Origin of the sequence: Nocardia pseudovaccinii (assembly GCF_050942345.1) — a bacterium.
In the GTDB taxonomy this organism is placed as follows: domain Bacteria; phylum Actinomycetota; class Actinomycetes; order Mycobacteriales; family Mycobacteriaceae; genus Nocardia; species Nocardia pseudovaccinii.
The window spans coordinates 5,127,172-5,143,801 of the sequence record NZ_CP192074.1 but is presented as its reverse complement, the minus strand read 5'-3'; the positions used below and the strand labels follow the sequence as shown (position 1 = coordinate 5,143,801).

Here is a 16,630-nt window from a genome sequence, read left to right as displayed (position 1 = left end):
CCGGCAAGTGTGTATGACCATTACTGTAATACCAGCGGTATGGAATACGGTAGCGCTCGTGCCCAGCCCCGGCGGACCGGTGCCAGACCTCCGTTCTCCATGTATTGGTGCTGTGATGAATGCATACGACGTCGGTCTATTGCTACTGCGAGCGTGCCTCGGTCTGACCATGGCCTCGAACGGATACGGCAAGATCTTTTCCGGCGGACGTCTCGCCGGAACGGCCGCCTGGTTCGACAGCATCGGGATGAAACCCGGGGCGCTGCACGCGCGCCTGGCGGCGGGCTGCGAGGTCGGCTTCGGTATCGCGCTCGCGCTCGGCCTGCTCACCCCGGTCCCCGCGGCCGGATTCGTCGCGCTCATGCTGGTGGCGGCGTGGACCGTCCATCGGTCCAATGGATTCTTCATCGTGGGCAATGGCTGGGAGTACAACATGGTGCTCGCGGTGGCGGCGATAGTCGTAGCGACGCTCGGCCCCGGGCGGATCAGCATCGATCGGCTGCTCTTCGATGCCGATCAACCCGATGGCTGGGTAGGTTTCGCGATCGCGGCCGGTCTCGGAGCGGCATCCGGCATCGGGCAACTCGCGATCTTCTACCGGCCGCAGGCTACGACGGATTCCTGATGACCAAACACAAGCGCGACGAAAATGCCAGCGGCACTGCCGAATTCGCGGACCAATTGGCGGCTCGACTCGCCGACTACGGCGACCGGCCGTGTATCGAGTTCGAGCAGCGGTGGTACACGGGCGAGGAGATCGTGGACTGCACCGTTGCCATCGAACTCGCGCTCGCCGATGTCTCCACATCCGAGCGGGTCGCCATCATTGTTCGCAACCGCGTACCGCATGCGGCGGCGGTGCTCGGATGCATCGCCGAGTCGCGCCCGATCGCGATGATCAACTCCTATCAGTCCACCGAGTCCATGGCCCGCGATATCGAGCAACTGCGGCCGAGCGCCGTGATCGCCGACCACCAGGATTGGACCGCGCCGGTGCTCGCGGCGTGCGAACGAGTCGGTAGTGCCGGAGTTGCGCTTTCATCGGATCCGCCGCGGATCGAGACGGTGCTACCACGCACTCGCAGTGCGGATCCGGTGGCAGAGGTACCCGGCTTGCATATCTTGACCAGCGGAACGACGGGACCACCGAAACGGGTGCCGATTCCGCTGTCCGCACTTGAACATACGGTCCGGACGATGACCGGCGGCGAACCCGCCGCTCCCGACGATCCGCCGGAACTGGTGTACTGGCCATTCGGCAGTGTCGGCATCTGCCAGTTGCTCGCCGGTCCGTTTCTCGGCAAGCGCATGGTGCTGCTGGAGAAGTTCAGCGTCGAAGAGTGGGTTCGCGCGGTCAAGACCTACCGGATCAGGCGCGCTGGCGTGCAGCCGACCATTCTGCGAATGATTCTGCAGGCCGATGTCCCACGCGAAGACCTGGCCTCGCTGGAATATCTGCCCGGTGGTTCCGGGCCGCTGGAACCGGAACTGCGCGCGGAATTCGAGCAGCGCTACGGTATTCCGCTGCTATGGGCATACGGCGCGACCGAATTCGCAGGCTCGGTCTGCGCGTGGACACCCGAGTTGCATCGGCGATTCGGTGCCACCAAGCAGGGCAGTGTCGGCAGGCCGCTGCCGGGTGTGCGGGTCCGCGTGATCGACGCGGTGACCGGATCCGAAGCGGCGGTCGGAGCGCAGGGCTTTCTGGAAGCCGAAGTGGCTGTGCTGGGCCCGGATTGGGTGCGCACGACCGATCTCGCTTCGGTGGATGCCGACGGTTTCGTCACGGTGCACGGCCGGGGTGACGGCGCGATCAATCGCGGTGGATTCAAGATCCTGCCCGAGACCGTACGCAAGGTGCTGCTCGGACATCCCGCGGTCCGCGACGCCTGCGTGGTCGGTGTGCCCGATGCGCGCCTCGGTCAGGTGCCCTTCGCCGCGGTGGAGGTGCGGCGCGACGCGCGTGTCCCGGTTGAGTCCGAACTGAAAGAACTGGTCCGGCAAGTACTCCCGAGCCATCATGTGCCGGTCGAGATAGCGGTGGTCGAACGATTGCCGCGCAATGCGGCATTGAAGGCGAAGCTGGACGAGGTGGCGGCCATGTACGGCCGCGAATGACTGCGCGGGCGAGTTCGCCCGCGGCACTGGCTCGCATCGCGGCAGACTTGACCGTGCTCGGCTACGGTTCTGGCCGACGAGTCCGGCCGCGCTCGGCTGCGGTTCCGGCTGGTGAATGCGGCTGCCCTCGGCTATGGTTCCGGCCGGTGAACCCGGCCGCGCACGGCTACAGCTCCGACGTACCGGTGTTGAAATTGACCGTGGCGAAGTTGACGGTCGCGAGTGCGGCCAACTCATCACCTGGGACGCCCCGCACTTCGACCTGAACGACTACCGACCGCTTACCCGCGTGCACGATCTTGGTCACGGCGCGCGCCGCGCCGTCGGTGATGGGACGGAAATAGCGGACACTCAGATCCGAGGTGACCACGCCGCCGCCGTTGGGTCGCGTCGCCAATGCCGCTGTGCCCGCGGCGATATCGGCCAGTGTCGCGATGAGCCCGCCCTGTAGTCCGCCCGAGGTGTTGACCACGTGTGGCGCGACCGGAAGCTCCCAAACGGGTGAGGCGTCCGTGCCGCCGTTTCGGCGGAATCCGATGTGGTCGAGGAGCCCACTGATCGCTTGCATCGCTGTCATGTCTTCGCTCACCTTGTCGTCGAACGCGCTGTATTTCAGTTGCTGCCGAGACGCGACAGCAGGTCGCGCAGTGCCGTGATATCGACCTTGCCCGTCGATCCGCGCGGGATGCCCTCATCGGATTCCAGCAGCAACCAGATCGTCGGCACCTTGAAGGCGCTGAGGCGTTGCCGGGCGTCGATGCGGAGTTGATCGACGGCGATACGGCCCACCACGGCCGCGGCCACCTGATCGCCGTGTCCCTGAAAGACATTGGTGACAAACGCGTTCTCGACACCGCCGATACCGCGCAGGGCTTGCTCCACTTCGCTGGGATAGACGGTGGCGCCGCTGACCTTGAACATATCGTCGGAGCGGCCGTGATAGAACAGGAATCCGTCTTCGTCGAGATGGCCGAGATCTCCGGTGGGGTAGAACCCGTCGATGGTCAGCAGGTCTTCGCGACTGCGTCGGCATATGCCGCGCAGCGTATGCGGTCCGCGGAGCTGGATCTCACCGACTATGCCCGCGGGTGCCGGGCGGCCGTCCGCCGGATCGACGATGCGCACCTGCATACCGGCGAACGGTCGCCCGCAGCTGCCCGCCGCGGTGTCGGGCATATCGGTGTCGGCGCGGTAACCGCAGTAGGGGCCGAAGGATTCGGTCATGCCGAACAGGTTGGCGCGTGCACCGCGTCGCGAGCGCTGCTCGGGCGGCAATAGTGCCTCGAGGCTGCCCGGCCGCAGCGCCGAGAGGTCGGCGCCGATCGTATCCGCTCGGCGCGCAAGTGCTTCGGCCTGATCGGGCCAACCGCGAAAGAGGGTGACCCGCTCGCGTTCGAGCAGTCGCAAGGTGGTTTCCGGTCGCGGAATCGCCTCGGTGATCAAGGTGGCTCCCGCCAGCATTGCGGACAGAATGCCACCACCGAAGCCGCCCACCCAGAAGAAGGGCATCGGCAGGTAGAGCCTGGTGCCGCGGTCGATGCATCGACTGGCGAGTCCGGAGCGCACGGCCCCGAATGCATTGCCGTGCGAGTGGATTACGCCCTTGGGCAGACTCCGGCTACCAGAGGTGAACATGATCGTGAGCGGATCGGCGGCGGCAACGGTGCGCGCCAGAGCGACGGCGACTTCGGTGGCCGCCGCGGTGACAGGCAGCCCAATCGCCTGATCGACCGTCCATACCCGCCGTAGCGCGGGTAGCGCCGGGTTTTGGATCGGCGCGTCGTCGGGTAGTCCCAGCTCGGTTCTGAGGCCCGCGATGTAGCGGTGCCCACGGAACTCCTCGACCGTGATCACGAATTCCACTGCGGCGACGCGTAATTGCACAACCAGTTCCGGCGTCTTCAGCAAGGTGCTGAGTGGGACCAGCACCGCACCGATACGCGTGAGCGCGACCGCGAACTGCACCCAGCGGACGCTATTGGGCATGATCAGCCCAACCCGGGTACCTTTCCCGACACCGGCCTCGACGAATGCCGCGGCCAGCTCGCGTGTCGTCGCGTCCAGTTCGGCGTAGGTCAGCCGCGTGGTCGGATCGATGACCGCCGCGTCGGCTCCATTGTGGTCGGCGCGCAGTCGCAGCAGTGCGTCGACGGTGCGTGCGCTCGCCGCGCCATCCTCAGGCATCGAACATCTTTCGGAGTCGTCGGACATCGACCTTGCCGCTGGAGAGCATCGGTATGTCCGCGGCGCGCGCGAACACGAACCGCTGGGGAATCTTGTACGCCGACAGTTCCGATCGCAGTCTTTCCCGCATGTCGTCGATGGCGCCGCCGTTCGGTGTCACGATCACCGCCGCGACCGTCTGACCTCGATCCGGACCGGGAATGCCGAGCACATGCGCGGTGGCTGCGGTGATCTTGGCGATGGCCTTCTCCACCTCGCCGGGGGAGACGTTCGCGCCCGCGGTCTTGATCATCGAAGCGTGTCTGCCGATGAAGTAGACGAAGCCGTCGGCGTCGACGCGCACCAGGTCACCGGTGCGGAACCAGCCGTCGGCGTCGAAACTCTCCTCTCGGCTGCGCTTGTAGTAGCCCTGCATGACATAGGGCCCACGGATGCACAGCTCGCCGATCTCACCGGTCTCGACGTCGGCACCGGTGTCCGGGTCGACGATCCTGATGTCGAACCCGGGAGCGGGCTTGCCGAATGATCCGCGGCGCTGCTCCGGCTGATCGGATTCGTCACCGCTGAGCAGCACGACACCGCCCGCCTCGGTCATACCGAGCATATTGTGGCGCAGCTCGGAATCGCGCGGGCGCACTTCTTCGGCCATGATCGAGTACAGGTTGCCGCGGCGCATGCTGGACAGATCGCGATCGGCGTAGCTGGGATGCCTGGCGAGGTGGGCGATGGCTGCCGCGAAACCATTTGTCATCGTGGGCTTTTCGGCCTCGAGCAGATCGAGGGTCGCACCGGCGTCGGTGGCGTTCGAGCACACCAGCGTCGATCCGGCGACCAGGGTCGCCAGCAGCCCGAAGGTGAATCCGCCGATCCAGAAGAACGGGGAGTTGCAGAACAGGATGTCCGCCCCGGTGAGGCCGCGGATCTCGTTCAAGTTCTGCTGGTGGTCGAGCAGCGCGGCGTGCGTGTGCACGACTCCCTTGGGCGCGCTGGTGGATCCGGAGGTGTAGATGATGGCCAGCGGGTCCGAGCCGTCGACATCGTTTTCCATCGCGGTCAGCAGCGCTTGGTCGACGGACTCGGCGAAGTGGGCGAGACCCTCGATGCTGCGGACGCGGTACAGGTCCGTGCTGTAGCTGATCGCGACGTGGCGCAGCTGCGGGACCATACTGCAGAACAACCTGCCCCCGGAGCCGAATTTCGAGCTGGTGAGCACCTCGGTCAGCCGTCGGACGTAATCGTGGGCGCGAAAGCTGTCGGCGGCCAGCAGAATTCGGATATCACCGTCGACCAACTGCTCGCGCATTTCCCTGGCGGTGGCGAAGGTCGAGAACGGGACGATCACGGCGCCGATCCGCGCGGCCGCCAGCGCGCCGACGACGAAGTCGGCGCTGTTGGGATACAGCAACCCGATATGTGTGCCTTTACCGGCCCCGAGCGCGATCAATCCGCGGGCGAGCCGGGCCGAGCGGCGCTGCGCTTCGCCATAGCTGAGGCGTTCGTCGTCGCAGATCAACAGCGGATGATCGGGGCGGGTTCGGGCATGCCGGTGCAGCAGCCGCGCCACGGTGGGGGACTCAGCGGCCATTGTCGCCTCGCGCGGCAGCCGCGGGTTCGGTGAAGTGCCGTCGCACCGCGCTCAGATCCGCTTTTCCGGACGGTGTTCGTGGAATGGCGTCGATGATGACGATCCGAGTGGGAATCTCGTAGGCCGCCAAACGAGTTCGGAGGAACACGACCAGCTGGTCGGTTTCGGCGGTCGCGCCGTCGCGCAGTTCCACCATGGCCACCGGTGTCTCCCCGAGACGCTGGTCGGGCCGGGCCACCACCGCCGCCCCCCGCACAGCGGGATGGCTTTCCAGGGCGTTGCGCACATCGTCGGGCATGATCTTGAACCCGCCCCGGATGATCGCCTGATCGGCCCGCCCCAGGATCCACAGAAATCCGTCGGCATCGAGGCGAGCGATATCGGTGGTGCGGATCCAGTCCGCCGACGGTCCCAGCTGGCCGGGGACAACCTCGAGCAGACCGGGCTGGTCGGCCCCGAGGACCGTACCGTCCTCGTCGACGACCCGCAGCCGAGCACCGCCGCTCGCGCGACCCACGCTGCCGCGCTTGACATTCCAGTATTGCCGGTGATCGGCGAGCGTCCAGCCCGCGACGCCGCCACCGAATTCCGTTGCGGCATAAGACGTCAAGACCGGGATCCCGAACTTCTCGTAGAAGGCATCGGCATCGGCGGCCGATAGCGGTGCCGTGCCGGAGGTGACGACGCGGATGCCCGCCAGATCGTCCTTGCCCAGATCCGAATGCAACACCGTGCGCAATGCGGCGGGCACCAGCGATACCGCGGCCGGGTGATGCGCACGCACCGCCTCGGCCCAGCTGCCGAGTTCGAACCGCGGCAACAACACGAACGGCCGGGCCTCGATGACACACTGCAGTATTCGGAATATGCCGCCGATGTGGACCAGCGGCGCATTGACGATCGCGACACCACGGCGGGGTTCGCTGGGCGGCGTCGCACGACTCGGGTCGGGGCCCAGTACACTGCGCGCGAGCATGTCGTAGGTGATATCGACGCGCTTCGGGGGCCCGGTCGTCCCGCTGGTCAGCATGTGCATCGCCACCCCCGGCTCGGCCGCGCCGAAATCGTGCGGCTGCCCGGTCGAGTGCGGTTCCACATCCAATTCCGATATCGACACCGTCGCCGTGCCCGATTCGGGCGTGACCAGCGCCGCGAGATCGCTGGCGCGACCGATGACCAGTGGTAGCCGCAGTGCGGCGATATCGGCTCGGATCCGGTCGTCACCGCGTCCCGGATTGATCACCACGACACTGCCGCCACCGAGCAGGACGCCGAGAAACGCGGCGACATGCTCGGGCCGGTTGCGCAGCAGGATGCCGACCTTTCGCGGCTCGGTCCCGGGCTCGGTGGTGTATGAGCGGATCCGGCGCGCCATATCGCCGAGCAGCCGCCACGAGAACCACCGATCGTCGTATTCGATCGCGGGCGCGTCCGGCCGTAGGTCGAGCACATCGGCGATGCGTCGGATCAGTGGATGGTCCGCGCCGGGGTAGTCGTTCATCACCGGATCCTCGGCTCGGTCGAAACACGGTGTGGCGCAGAATCATCAGCGAGTTGGGCGGTACCGATCGGATTGCCCAGGCGGGTGTAGATGAGGCCGTGGTCCAGCGCGGCTCGATAGGGCTTGTCGAGTGATTCCCAGATCGCCTTGACCGTGCCCTGCGTGGCCGCGGGCGGTTTGGCGGCGACGGTGGCCGCGATCTCGTGCGCGCGGGCCCAGAGTCGATCGCGCTCGACCACTTCGGTCACCAACCCTATGCGCAACGCGGTGTCCGCGCCGACGCGTTCGTCATTGCCCATCAGCGCCATCCGCAAGGTATCGCCGAGACCGACGCGTCGCATGAGCCCGACGGGTTCCAATGCGGAGACCAGCCCCGCCGAGACGTGCGAGTCGAAAAAGGTGGCCTCGGTCGAACAGATCACGATGTCGGCCTCGTTGACGAAATAGAACGCGCCTGCGGTGCAGAGACCGTGCACGGCGCACACCACCGGCTTCCACATCTTCTGCCACTTCGGGCTGAGTGCCTCACCGGGATCCTCGTGATGCCACACACTGGCGGGCTGCCCATAGGGCTTCTTGATATCCAAACCGGCACTGAATGCCCGATCACCCGCCGCACGCACCACGACGGCATGGACCGCATCGTCCAATTTGACGATATGCCAGGCACGTTCGATTTCCTCGCACATGGTGCGATCGAAGGCGTTGAGGCAGTCGGGCCGGTTCAAGGTGATGGTGGCGACCCGGTCGACCTGATCCACCTGGAGCAGAATGGTCTCGAACTCGGTATTCATCGGCACTGCCAATCCGGGGGCCGCTTCTCGATGAAAGCCTTGGGTCCCTCGAGCGCGTCCTCGGTGCGGGTGACGCGCTCGCGGAACGATTCGGCCAGCATCTCCGCTTCGTGCAGCGGCACGTCCAGGCCCTTGACGATGGCCAGGCGGGTGCCCCGAACCGCAAGCGGCGCATTGGAATTGACGATGTCGGCGATTTCGTGTGCGCGCTCGAGGAGCCGCTCGTGCTCGACCACCTCGGTGATCATCCCCAAGTCGTAGGCGCGCTGCGCGCTCATCCGTTCGTGCTTACCCGTCAGCGCCATGCGCAGCGCGACCGAACGCGGCAGCACCCTGGCCAGGCGCACCACCTCGCGGCCCGCGACCAGGCCGATGCTGACGTGTGGATCGAAGAAGCTCGCGCGCTCCGAGGCGATGACGATATCCCCGGTGGTGACCCAGTCGAGCCCTGCGCCGCAACACAATCCATTGATCGCGGCCAGGATCGGTTTGGTCATGGCGCGAAACGGCGGTGTGCCCTCCTGCGGTGCTTCCCATTGCTCATAGGTGGACAGATACGGTCGCTCGTTGATCACCTTGCCGTCGCCGGGGATCGCCTTCACGTCCGCGCCGGTGCAGAAGGCCCGCCCGACGCCGGTGACGATGATCGACCAGATCTTGTCGTCGTGCTCCGCCTCGTCGTATGCGGCCCGCAACTCGGTGATCATGTGCGGGCTGAGCGCGTTGAGGGCGTCCGGCCGGTTCAGTGTGACTGTGGCCGTATGCCCGTCGACGTCGTATCCGATGGTGTCGAACGGCATGGGATTCCTTCCTCGGCACGGCTGCTGACGCACGCTACTGATATATATACAGTAGACAGTACCGTTAGCCTTCTGCAAAGGTAGCGGATACGCATCGACGACGAAAAGAGGTCCGATGGCCGAGCATGGGCAAACACCCCCGGACGGCGCCACGGCCACGGCCGCGACCGGATCGGCGATTCGTTTCGGCGAACAACCGCTGCCGCAGACCATGGCCGCGGCCGCCGCCATCCGCAGGCTCAGCGGGTTACTGCTGTCGTTGGAACATCCCCATCCGACCGTCGACGCCATGCTCGGGCAATTCGGCGAATGGGAGCGCGAACTGGTCCTGGCGATCCCGCCGGATCCGGCGCCGCGGGTCGGCGCCACCCAAAGTGCTTCGCAGCGGGTCTATCTGGACCATGCCTCGGATATCGGCGCATACAATCCGTGTTTCCCGGAATACCGATTCGACCATCTCGGCATCGGCGCGGCCGTTGGCCGGGTCACCTTTCCGCTGGTGCACGAGGGGCCGCCCGGGCTCGTGCACGGTGGGTTCCTCGCGGTCTTCTTCGATGCCGTCGTCCAGCACCAGAGTTGTGCGGTCGGCCTGACCGGCAAGACTCGCTCGTTGCATGTCACCTATCGCCGTCCGACGCCGATTCTGGTCGAGCTGCGATTCGAGATCGTCCGGTCGGTGGGGGAGACCGGCATCGAATCGGCGGCGCGGCTGATTCTGGAAGACGAGGTGCTGTGCACGGCGGTCGTCCAGACGGTCGCGTTGCCACCCGAGCGGCTGACCGGCGCGCGATACGGAAAGCGATCGCCGAAAGAGAAGGAAGAGACACACAGATGACCAGTTCGAGTGCCGCCGACGGCCGCGTGCTCTACGACGTGGACCCGGACAACAGGATCGCCACTGTCACGCTGAACAATCCGAGTCGGCGCAACTCCTACGATGCGGCCATGCGTGACGGTCTGGCCCGATATCTGGACCAGATCGCCGAGGACGACGACATCACCGTCGTGCTGCTGCGCGGGGCGGGCGGTGTGTTCAGCACCGGCGCCGATATGAACAATGCCTACGGCTGGTACGGCGAAGGGGCCGGAAACGGCAAGCGGCCCACCAAGAGTCGCCCCAGCCAACGGCGGCGGCTGACGGTAGACCGCAAATCGTTCGACTTCTACCACAATTTCCTCGGCTTTCCGAAGGTCACGGTCGGCGAAATCAGTGGCTACGCACTCGGCGGCGGTTTCGAAATGGCGCTGATGACCGATATTTCGGTGATCGCGCGGGATGCGAAAGTCGGTATGCCCGCGACCCGCTTCCTCGGTCCCGCGCTCGGCAGCCTGCATATGTTCTTCCACCGGCTCGGTCCGGTGCTCGCGCGTCGGCTGCTGTTGACCGGCGACATCATCGAGGCGGGCGGTATCGAACAGCTCGGTGTCTTCACCGAGACGTGCGAGCCGGACGCGGTCACCGCGCGGGCGCGGTATTGGGCCGAGAAGGCCGCGAAGATGCCCGCGGACGGCGTCGTCATCGCGAAAGAGGCGTTCCGGCTCGTCGAACAGAGTCAGGCATATCAAGGCGAGGAAGTGGCCAGCTATCTCTTCCACGCATTCGGCACCAATCTGCAATTCGCCCCGGGTGAATTCAACTTCGTCAAGACACGTGCGGAGCACGGGACCAAGGAGGCATTCCGGCTGCGCGACGAACACTTCCATGTCAAGGAACCCGACGTGCCGTAGCGAGTCAGCTCACGGACGGCCCGGCGCGTTCGTTTCTCGCGGGGCCTCGATCAGCCGACTCGCGTCATCGAGAATGCATTTCAGACCGTATTCGAAGTTCCGCTCATCGGGTGCGCCCGATTTTCCGGTCCTTGGCCATCGCCTCGGCGAGCAGCGGAGTCGTTGTCACATTGGCGAGGTGGAGCCGCTTGCTATCGCCCCTGGAAATCCGGCGGGCGACGCTGCTGGAAGGCGGTCAGGCCCTCCTTGAAATCCTTGGTGCGGCAGGCGAGTTCGAGCGCGAAGAGTTCGTGGTTGAGTGCTTCGGGCAGGCTGGTGTGCTGGTTGTGATGGATGGCCTGTTTGGTGAGTCCGAAGGCGATGGTCGCCGCCGCGTTCAGGCGGGTGAGTAGCGCGTCGGTGTGCTGTTCGAGTTCGGCGGGGTCAGTGGCCTGATGGATCAGGCCCCAGTCGGCCGCGTCGGTGGCCCCGACCTTCTCGCCGAGCAGCAGTAATCGTTTGGCTCGGGTGAGGCCGACGAGGCGGGGCAAAAGCCAGGTGGATCCGGTGTCCGGGCTGAATCCACGGGCCAGGAAGGGCTCCCAGAACACAGCATCGGCGGCGGCGATGGTGAAGTCGGCCGCGAGCGCGAGGTTGCATCCCATACCCGCCGCCCAGCCGCGGACAGTGCAGACCACGGGCAGCTGAATGGTGTGGACGAGTTCGATGACGCGGTGCGCGGTATGCGGTATGCGGCGAACGAGGTCACCGGTCCGGGCGCGCTTGCCATTGCTGTTGGTGGCGACCCAGTCCACCCCGGAGCAGAAATCATTGCCCGCACCCTGGATGTGGATGACGCGCAGGGTGTCGTCGGTAGCGGCGGCGGTGAGCACGCCGACCAGATCATCGATCATGGTGGAGCTGAGTGCATTACGCCGGGCAGGGCGGTCCAGGGTCAGGCGCAGCAGGGAGCCGTCGCGGTGACTGTGCACCGTGCCGTCGGTGGTGTCGTCATCGCTCACTGTTGTACCCGCGCCTTCTCCGGCCGCTTACGGTCCGCGGCCTACTGTTAGAGATACAGTATCTGATACTGTCAGAGTCGGTGCGCTACGGGATGACCTGACCGATGCCGAGCAGATTGCCCTCGCTGTCACGGAACCACGCGCCTCGCTCGGCACGTCCCTTGCTCGGATAGTTGCCCTCGATGTCCATGATCCCGTTCACGGTGCCGTGGTATTCCTCGAACACCACGCCACGGGCACGCAGGCCCGCGACGGTTGCCTCGATGTCATCGACGTAGAAGCCCATTTGGGTGAACGAGCCGTCGGACGCACCGGCAGAGGCGAACAGGCAGAAGACACCCGTGGCGCCTTCATAGCGCAAGCCGCCCTCGCGTTCCTCGACCGGTTCGAGGCCGAGTTTTTCGGCGTACCAGCGGCGGGCTCGGGCCAAGTCCTGGGTGGGTATGCGGGCTTCGATGTGTGCGTTGCTGAGCATCCTCGTCATGGTAGCCAGCTGCTTGCACGGTTTCTGCCAGATCGCCGTTGCCTCGGATTCTCCTGTCGGCGAGCGACGATGCTGGAAGACTCGTGGGTCGAAACGGTCACCGTGACTGAGGGAGTGTGCGACGTGGAGGTCGTGTACAACATCGTCGTCGTCGCCCATCTGCTGGGTATGGCTGCGGTTGTCGGTGGGTATGTCGCCGGGCAGCCGGGTGTATCCGAGCTGATGGTGTGGGGTGCGCGGGCGCAGCTCGTCACCGGTCTGATCCTGGTGGGGATGGCGGATTCGATCGATTCGCTCGGCAAGGATCCGAATATGGCGAAGATCGGTACCAAGCTGGTCATCTCCGTGCTGGTCGCCGCATTCGCCGAGATCGGTCGTGCGGATGCCAAGAAGGGGAAGCCGGTGCCGTGGATGACGCACGCGTCCGGTGGTCTGGCGATCGTCAACGTATTCATCGCGGTGCTGTGGACCTGATCTGCACGCGCGCACGGCCTTCGACAGCGCGTCATCCGCGTCGTACCTTCGTTACAGGACGGAAGTAATGGAGGACATCGGATGCGGGTCGATATCGAATTCACCAGCGGCGCAGTGGCATTGCGGGGCTGGCTCTTCAGGCCGGAAGCGGCGTCGGGCCCCGTCCCGCTGGTGGTGATGACACACGGCTTCGCGGGCGTCAAGGAATGGGTGGCCCCGTTCGCCGAGGTGTTCAGCAAAGCGGGCCTGGCTTGTCTGGTGTACGACCACCCTGGATTCGGGACCTCCGATGGCGAACCGCGCTACGAGGTCGACCCCGTCGCCCAGATCGAGGGCTATCGCGATGCGATCACCTTCGCGCAAACCCTGGAGGGCATCGATCCGGAACGCATCGGCATCTGGGGAACCAGTTTCGCGGGCGGCCACGTGTTGGTGGTCGCGGCGACCGATCGACGTGTGCGCGCGGTGGTGTCGCAGGTGCCACTCACCAACGGCTGGGCCAACTTCCGCAGTCTGGTCCCCTCCATCATGCTGCCCGCGGTCCATGCGGCCATCGCCGCCGACCGGCAAGCCCGCGCCTCGGGCAAACCGCATCAGATGATCAAGGCGGCCTCCGACGATCCCACCGAACTCGTCGCCATGCCCGGTATAGAGGTCTACAACTGGTTGATGGCCAACGGCCCGCAGATCCCCACCTGGCGCAACGAGGTCACCCTGTCCAGCGTCGACAAGTTCCAGTCCTACGCCCCGGAAGCCTTCCTGCGGCGCGTCTCGCCGACGCCACTGCTGATGGTGATCGCCGATCAAGACACTCTGACGCCCAGCGATATCGCCCTGCAGAGCTACGCCGAGGCCCTGGAACCCAAACAACTGGCGCTGATCCCGGGTCCACACTTCGCCGTCTACCAGGAGCAGTTCGAACGAGCGTCGAGCGTCGCCCGCGACTTCCTGTTCGCCCAGCTGAGCGGATAACGCCTTCGAGCGAGTGGGTCGCGCGGAGCCTGGAACAGCGAGGGCGACGGCGTCGGCAGGGGCCAGCGTGTGGCCGAGAGCGCTCAGGTGTAGCCGGTCCGCGGGTCATACGCATGGATGTGTCGTGGCGGCGACGGGTTCGAAGTCGATGATGGTGACGCTCGACAGTCGGCGCATTCGGCATCGAGTGCACGAACGGATAGCCCGGAATGGGGCCCATGAACTCAGAGTGGCCGGAACCCGGCACCGACGGCGTCCGACTGATTCATCTCATCGAGGATTACGCCGATGTCGATCGCGACCGCCGGATCGTGCACCGCCGGCGCGGCGCCGCAGGCGACGTCGAAGACGGTCACGCCGGCCACCACGATCCCGATGTGCCCGATATTCATCCCGACCAGGCGGTCGCCGAGGGTGACCGGCCCACCCGAATCGCCCGGCCTGGAGCAGAGCTGGCTCCGGAACCACCACTCGTGCGTATCCCACACCACGCCACAGTCGAAGCCGGAGGTCCGGCCGTTCTTGCAGACGATATCGCCCGGTCGCGGCGGTGCACCGATGCCGCCGATGAAGGTCTGCGCCACCTGGCGAACCGGCGTGACCTTGGTGCGGTCGAATTCGATGACGGCGTAGTCGTTGCTGTGCCCGACCGCGGCGACGGTGCCGATGATGCCCACCTGCTGTGTCTCGGCCTGGACGGACATACCGAGGTCGGCGCAGTGTCCGGCGGTGAGTCCGACCATCCGGTCGGCGCTGTCATAGCCGACCGTGGTGAGCGTGCATACCGCTCGGCCCTCGATCAGGATGCCCGAGCCGCCGCCCAGGGGCGCCATCTGTGCGGCCGTCGCGTCGCCGGGGAGCCCCGAGGGCGCGATGACCGCGATGACCGCGGCCACCAGCACGCGTATCCCGATCCGGCCGATGGCAACCATGTCGCTAACTGTCCGCCGTGGTCGCAGCTTCTCGTGTTCGCTTTCGTTGCAGGTGGGAAACAGTTTGATGTCGCCAGCTGTGTCGTCCTGCTCGAGCGCGCCTGCGGTGCACACGGAATCTCCACAATTGACGCGGGTTCTCTCCACAGCGGGTGGCTAGGGTTTCGGTTCATGGAACAGCACGCGGCGGGCAATGGGCAGGCGGCGCGACGGATTCTGGTGGTCGACGACGAGGTGACCATCGCCGAATCGGTGGCGGTACGTCTGCGAGCCGAGGGTTTCACCGTCGATCTGGCGCATGACGGTCCGGGAGCGGTCGCGACGGCCGAGGCGGTGGTGCCCGATCTGGTCGTGCTGGATGTGATGCTGCCCGGCTTCGATGGTCTCGAGGTGTGCCGCCGCATCCAGGCCGCGCGTCCGATCCCGGTTCTCATGCTCACCGCGCGTACCGATGAAACCGATCAGCTCATCGGCCTCGGTGTCGGCGCGGACGACTACTTGACCAAGCCGTTCTCGCTTCGTGTCCTCACCGCTCGCGTGCACGCCCTGCTGCGCCGGGTGGATCGCGTCGCCGAGCGTGACGGCGCCACCATCATCGTCGGCGATCTACGCATCGATGTGGACCAGCGTCGTGTGTGGCGCGCCGATATAGAAGCGCAACTCACTCCGCTCGAATTCGACCTGCTGGCTCGCCTCGCACGACGCCCCCGCGTGGTGCTGGCCCGGGAACGATTGCTCGAAGAGGTGTGGGACTGGGCCGACGCCGCGGGCACCCGTGCGGTCGACAGCCATATCAAGGCATTGCGTCGCAAACTCGGCGCGGACGTGATCCGCACGGTGCACGGTGTCGGCTACGCGTTGGACGCGCGATGAGCGATCAGGCCACCGAGGATGTCGCGCGCGTGGGGGTGCAGTGGCGCGCAACTGTTTCGCGGAAGCTGCGCGGCATATCGGACGCGGTAGCGGAAGTGGTGCCGCGACCGTTGGATCCGGTGAAATCGATCAAGCTGAAGTTCGCGATTCTGATGCTCGGGTCGGCCGGGGTGGCATTCGGCTTCTTCCGGCTGCGGATCGGCTGGCTGCCGCCGAAGACGACGATCGCGGCGACGGTGATCGCGCTGATCACCTCGCAGATCCTCGCGCACGGCACCACTCGACCGCTGCGCGAGATGACCGCGGCGGCCAAGCGGATGGCGCAGGGCGACTACACCCGCCGGGTGCGGGCCAGCTCCCGCGACGAGGTCGGCCAACTGGCGGTGGCGTTCAATCAGATGGCCGCCGACTTGGCCGCCGCCGACCAACAGCGCCGCGACCTGATCGCCAACGTCTCCCACGAACTGCGCACCCCGATCACCGCGCTGAATGCGGTGCTGGAGAACATGGTCGACGGCGTATCCGAACCCGACGACAAAACCCTGCGCACCGCACTCGCCCAAACCGAACGGCTCGGCCGACTCGTCTCCGAACTGCTCGACCTGTCCACCATCGAATCCGGCGCGCGCGCCCTCGACCGCGAAGAGCTCAGCGTCACACCGCTATTGGCCGAGGTCATCGCCGAGGCCGAGGTGGCCGCTGCGGCGCTCGGGCGCGGCGTGCGTTTCCGCACCGATGTGCAACCAAGCAGTGCAAGCGTTTTCGCAGACCGCGCACGTTTGCATCAGGTGCTGCTCAACCTGCTCGACAACGCCGCCCGCCACGGACCCGCGGGCGGGGAGGTTCGCATCGAGGCCCGCGCCGACCGGGGCGGTCTCGTCATCGACGTTCAAGACCAAGGCCCCGGCATCCCGATCGCCGAGCGCGCCACCATCTTCGACCGCTTCACCCGCGGCGGGCGCACCGATGGCGGCGGCACCGGCCTCGGCCTCGCCATCTCGCGTTGGATAGTCGATCTACACGGCGGCACCATAGCCGTCGCCGATCCGGGCTCCCGCATCCGCGTGGTACTTCCGGCCCCTTGACGCTCAACATTCCGCAACCCGGACCTCGGAGGGTTCCGGGACGATCTCGCACACCCGTAGGAGGGGATATTCATGCCAGACCAAGTCGATCCATCGCAA

General features: G+C 66.0%; 17 protein-coding genes and 1 pseudogene. 8 read left to right on the top strand and 10 right to left on the bottom strand.

All coding sequences use genetic code 11. The features are described from left to right. Positions 1-115 precede the first annotated feature (115 nt). Positions 116-625 carry a DoxX family protein gene (locus ACQPZ2_RS23265; protein ID WP_433520378.1) on the top strand — a complete coding sequence of 170 codons (510 nt, stop codon included), beginning with the start codon at positions 116-118 and terminating at the stop codon, positions 623-625. After that, the gene (locus ACQPZ2_RS23260; RefSeq protein WP_433520377.1) at positions 625-2,118 is read left to right on the top strand and encodes a class I adenylate-forming enzyme family protein; all 1,494 of its coding nucleotides are present in this window, start codon (positions 625-627) and stop codon (positions 2,116-2,118) included. The genes ACQPZ2_RS23265 and ACQPZ2_RS23260 overlap by 1 nt, the downstream gene beginning before the upstream one ends. Before the next feature lie 166 nt (positions 2,119-2,284). Here ACQPZ2_RS23260 and ACQPZ2_RS23255 read toward each other — a convergent pair whose 3' ends face one another. The 6 genes from ACQPZ2_RS23255 to ACQPZ2_RS23230 are packed head-to-tail and all read right to left on the bottom strand — an operon-like array spanning position 2,285 to position 8,982. Next, positions 2,285-2,695 (bottom strand): PaaI family thioesterase, encoded by a 411-nt coding sequence (locus ACQPZ2_RS23255; RefSeq protein WP_433520376.1) that lies wholly within the window; start codon positions 2,693-2,695, stop codon positions 2,285-2,287. 35 nt (positions 2,696-2,730) lie between these two features. Continuing rightward, positions 2,731-4,302: a class I adenylate-forming enzyme family protein gene (locus tag ACQPZ2_RS23250; RefSeq protein WP_433520375.1), complete on the bottom strand. Its 1,572-nt coding sequence runs from the start codon at positions 4,300-4,302 to the stop codon at positions 2,731-2,733. Beyond that, entirely contained in the window at positions 4,295-5,887 is a 1,593-nt protein-coding gene (locus ACQPZ2_RS23245) for a class I adenylate-forming enzyme family protein (protein ID WP_433520374.1), read from the bottom strand. Before ACQPZ2_RS23245 ends, ACQPZ2_RS23250 begins: the two co-directional genes overlap by 8 nt. Next, a complete protein-coding gene (locus ACQPZ2_RS23240) occupies positions 5,877-7,388 on the bottom strand; it encodes a class I adenylate-forming enzyme family protein (RefSeq protein WP_433520373.1) in 1,512 nt (503 codons plus the stop codon). Before ACQPZ2_RS23240 ends, ACQPZ2_RS23245 begins: the two co-directional genes overlap by 11 nt. Beyond that, entirely contained in the window at positions 7,388-8,188 is an 801-nt protein-coding gene (locus ACQPZ2_RS23235; RefSeq protein ID WP_433520372.1) for an enoyl-CoA hydratase/isomerase family protein, read from the bottom strand. The genes ACQPZ2_RS23240 and ACQPZ2_RS23235 overlap by 1 nt, the downstream gene beginning before the upstream one ends. After that, positions 8,179-8,982 (bottom strand): enoyl-CoA hydratase/isomerase family protein, encoded by an 804-nt coding sequence (locus ACQPZ2_RS23230; protein ID WP_433520371.1) that lies wholly within the window; start codon positions 8,980-8,982, stop codon positions 8,179-8,181. The genes ACQPZ2_RS23235 and ACQPZ2_RS23230 overlap by 10 nt, the downstream gene beginning before the upstream one ends. Before the next feature lie 115 nt (positions 8,983-9,097). On the opposite strand from ACQPZ2_RS23230, the gene ACQPZ2_RS23225 reads away from it, so the two are divergent. Next, entirely contained in the window at positions 9,098-9,817 is a 720-nt protein-coding gene (locus ACQPZ2_RS23225) for a PaaI family thioesterase (protein WP_433520370.1), read from the top strand. Then, entirely contained in the window at positions 9,814-10,710 is an 897-nt protein-coding gene (locus tag ACQPZ2_RS23220; protein WP_433520369.1) for an enoyl-CoA hydratase/isomerase family protein, read from the top strand. Before ACQPZ2_RS23225 ends, ACQPZ2_RS23220 begins: the two co-directional genes overlap by 4 nt. Before the next feature lie 9 nt (positions 10,711-10,719). On the opposite strand, the pseudogene ACQPZ2_RS23215 reads toward ACQPZ2_RS23220, so the two are convergent. From ACQPZ2_RS23215 to ACQPZ2_RS23205, 3 genes and pseudogenes are all read right to left on the bottom strand, one after another. After that, a pseudogene (locus ACQPZ2_RS23215) lies at positions 10,720-10,873 on the bottom strand (TetR/AcrR family transcriptional regulator); the annotation flags it as partial. Between the two features lie 28 nt (positions 10,874-10,901). Then, complete coding sequence (locus ACQPZ2_RS23210) at positions 10,902-11,711, bottom strand: enoyl-CoA hydratase/isomerase family protein (protein ID WP_433520368.1); 810 nt, start codon at positions 11,709-11,711, stop codon at positions 10,902-10,904. An 85-nt stretch (positions 11,712-11,796) separates the two neighbouring features. Further along, positions 11,797-12,186 (bottom strand): VOC family protein, encoded by a 390-nt coding sequence (locus tag ACQPZ2_RS23205; protein WP_433520367.1) that lies wholly within the window; start codon positions 12,184-12,186, stop codon positions 11,797-11,799. A 177-nt stretch (positions 12,187-12,363) separates the two neighbouring features. Here ACQPZ2_RS23205 and ACQPZ2_RS23200 point away from each other — a divergent pair, with 177 nt between their 5' ends. Next, complete coding sequence (locus tag ACQPZ2_RS23200; protein WP_433527500.1) at positions 12,364-12,669, top strand: hypothetical protein; 306 nt, start codon at positions 12,364-12,366, stop codon at positions 12,667-12,669. Positions 12,670-12,750: 81 nt separating this feature from the next. Continuing rightward, a complete protein-coding gene (locus ACQPZ2_RS23195; protein ID WP_433520366.1) occupies positions 12,751-13,641 on the top strand; it encodes an alpha/beta hydrolase in 891 nt (296 codons plus the stop codon). Positions 13,642-13,865: 224 nt separating this feature from the next. On the opposite strand, the gene ACQPZ2_RS23190 is transcribed toward ACQPZ2_RS23195, so the two are convergent. Continuing rightward, positions 13,866-14,573: a S1 family peptidase gene (locus tag ACQPZ2_RS23190; RefSeq protein WP_433520365.1), complete on the bottom strand. Its 708-nt coding sequence runs from the start codon at positions 14,571-14,573 to the stop codon at positions 13,866-13,868. Positions 14,574-14,744: 171 nt separating this feature from the next. Here ACQPZ2_RS23190 and ACQPZ2_RS23185 point away from each other — a divergent pair, with 171 nt between their 5' ends. Both ACQPZ2_RS23185 and ACQPZ2_RS23180 read left to right on the top strand, forming a co-directional pair. Continuing rightward, on the top strand, positions 14,745-15,446 hold the full coding sequence (locus ACQPZ2_RS23185; RefSeq protein WP_357477356.1) for a response regulator transcription factor: 702 nt from the start codon (positions 14,745-14,747) through the stop codon (positions 15,444-15,446). A 152-nt stretch (positions 15,447-15,598) separates the two neighbouring features. Further along, positions 15,599-16,531 (top strand): HAMP domain-containing sensor histidine kinase, encoded by a 933-nt coding sequence (locus ACQPZ2_RS23180; RefSeq protein ID WP_373864788.1) that lies wholly within the window; start codon positions 15,599-15,601, stop codon positions 16,529-16,531. The last annotated feature ends 99 nt before the right edge of the window (positions 16,532-16,630 follow it).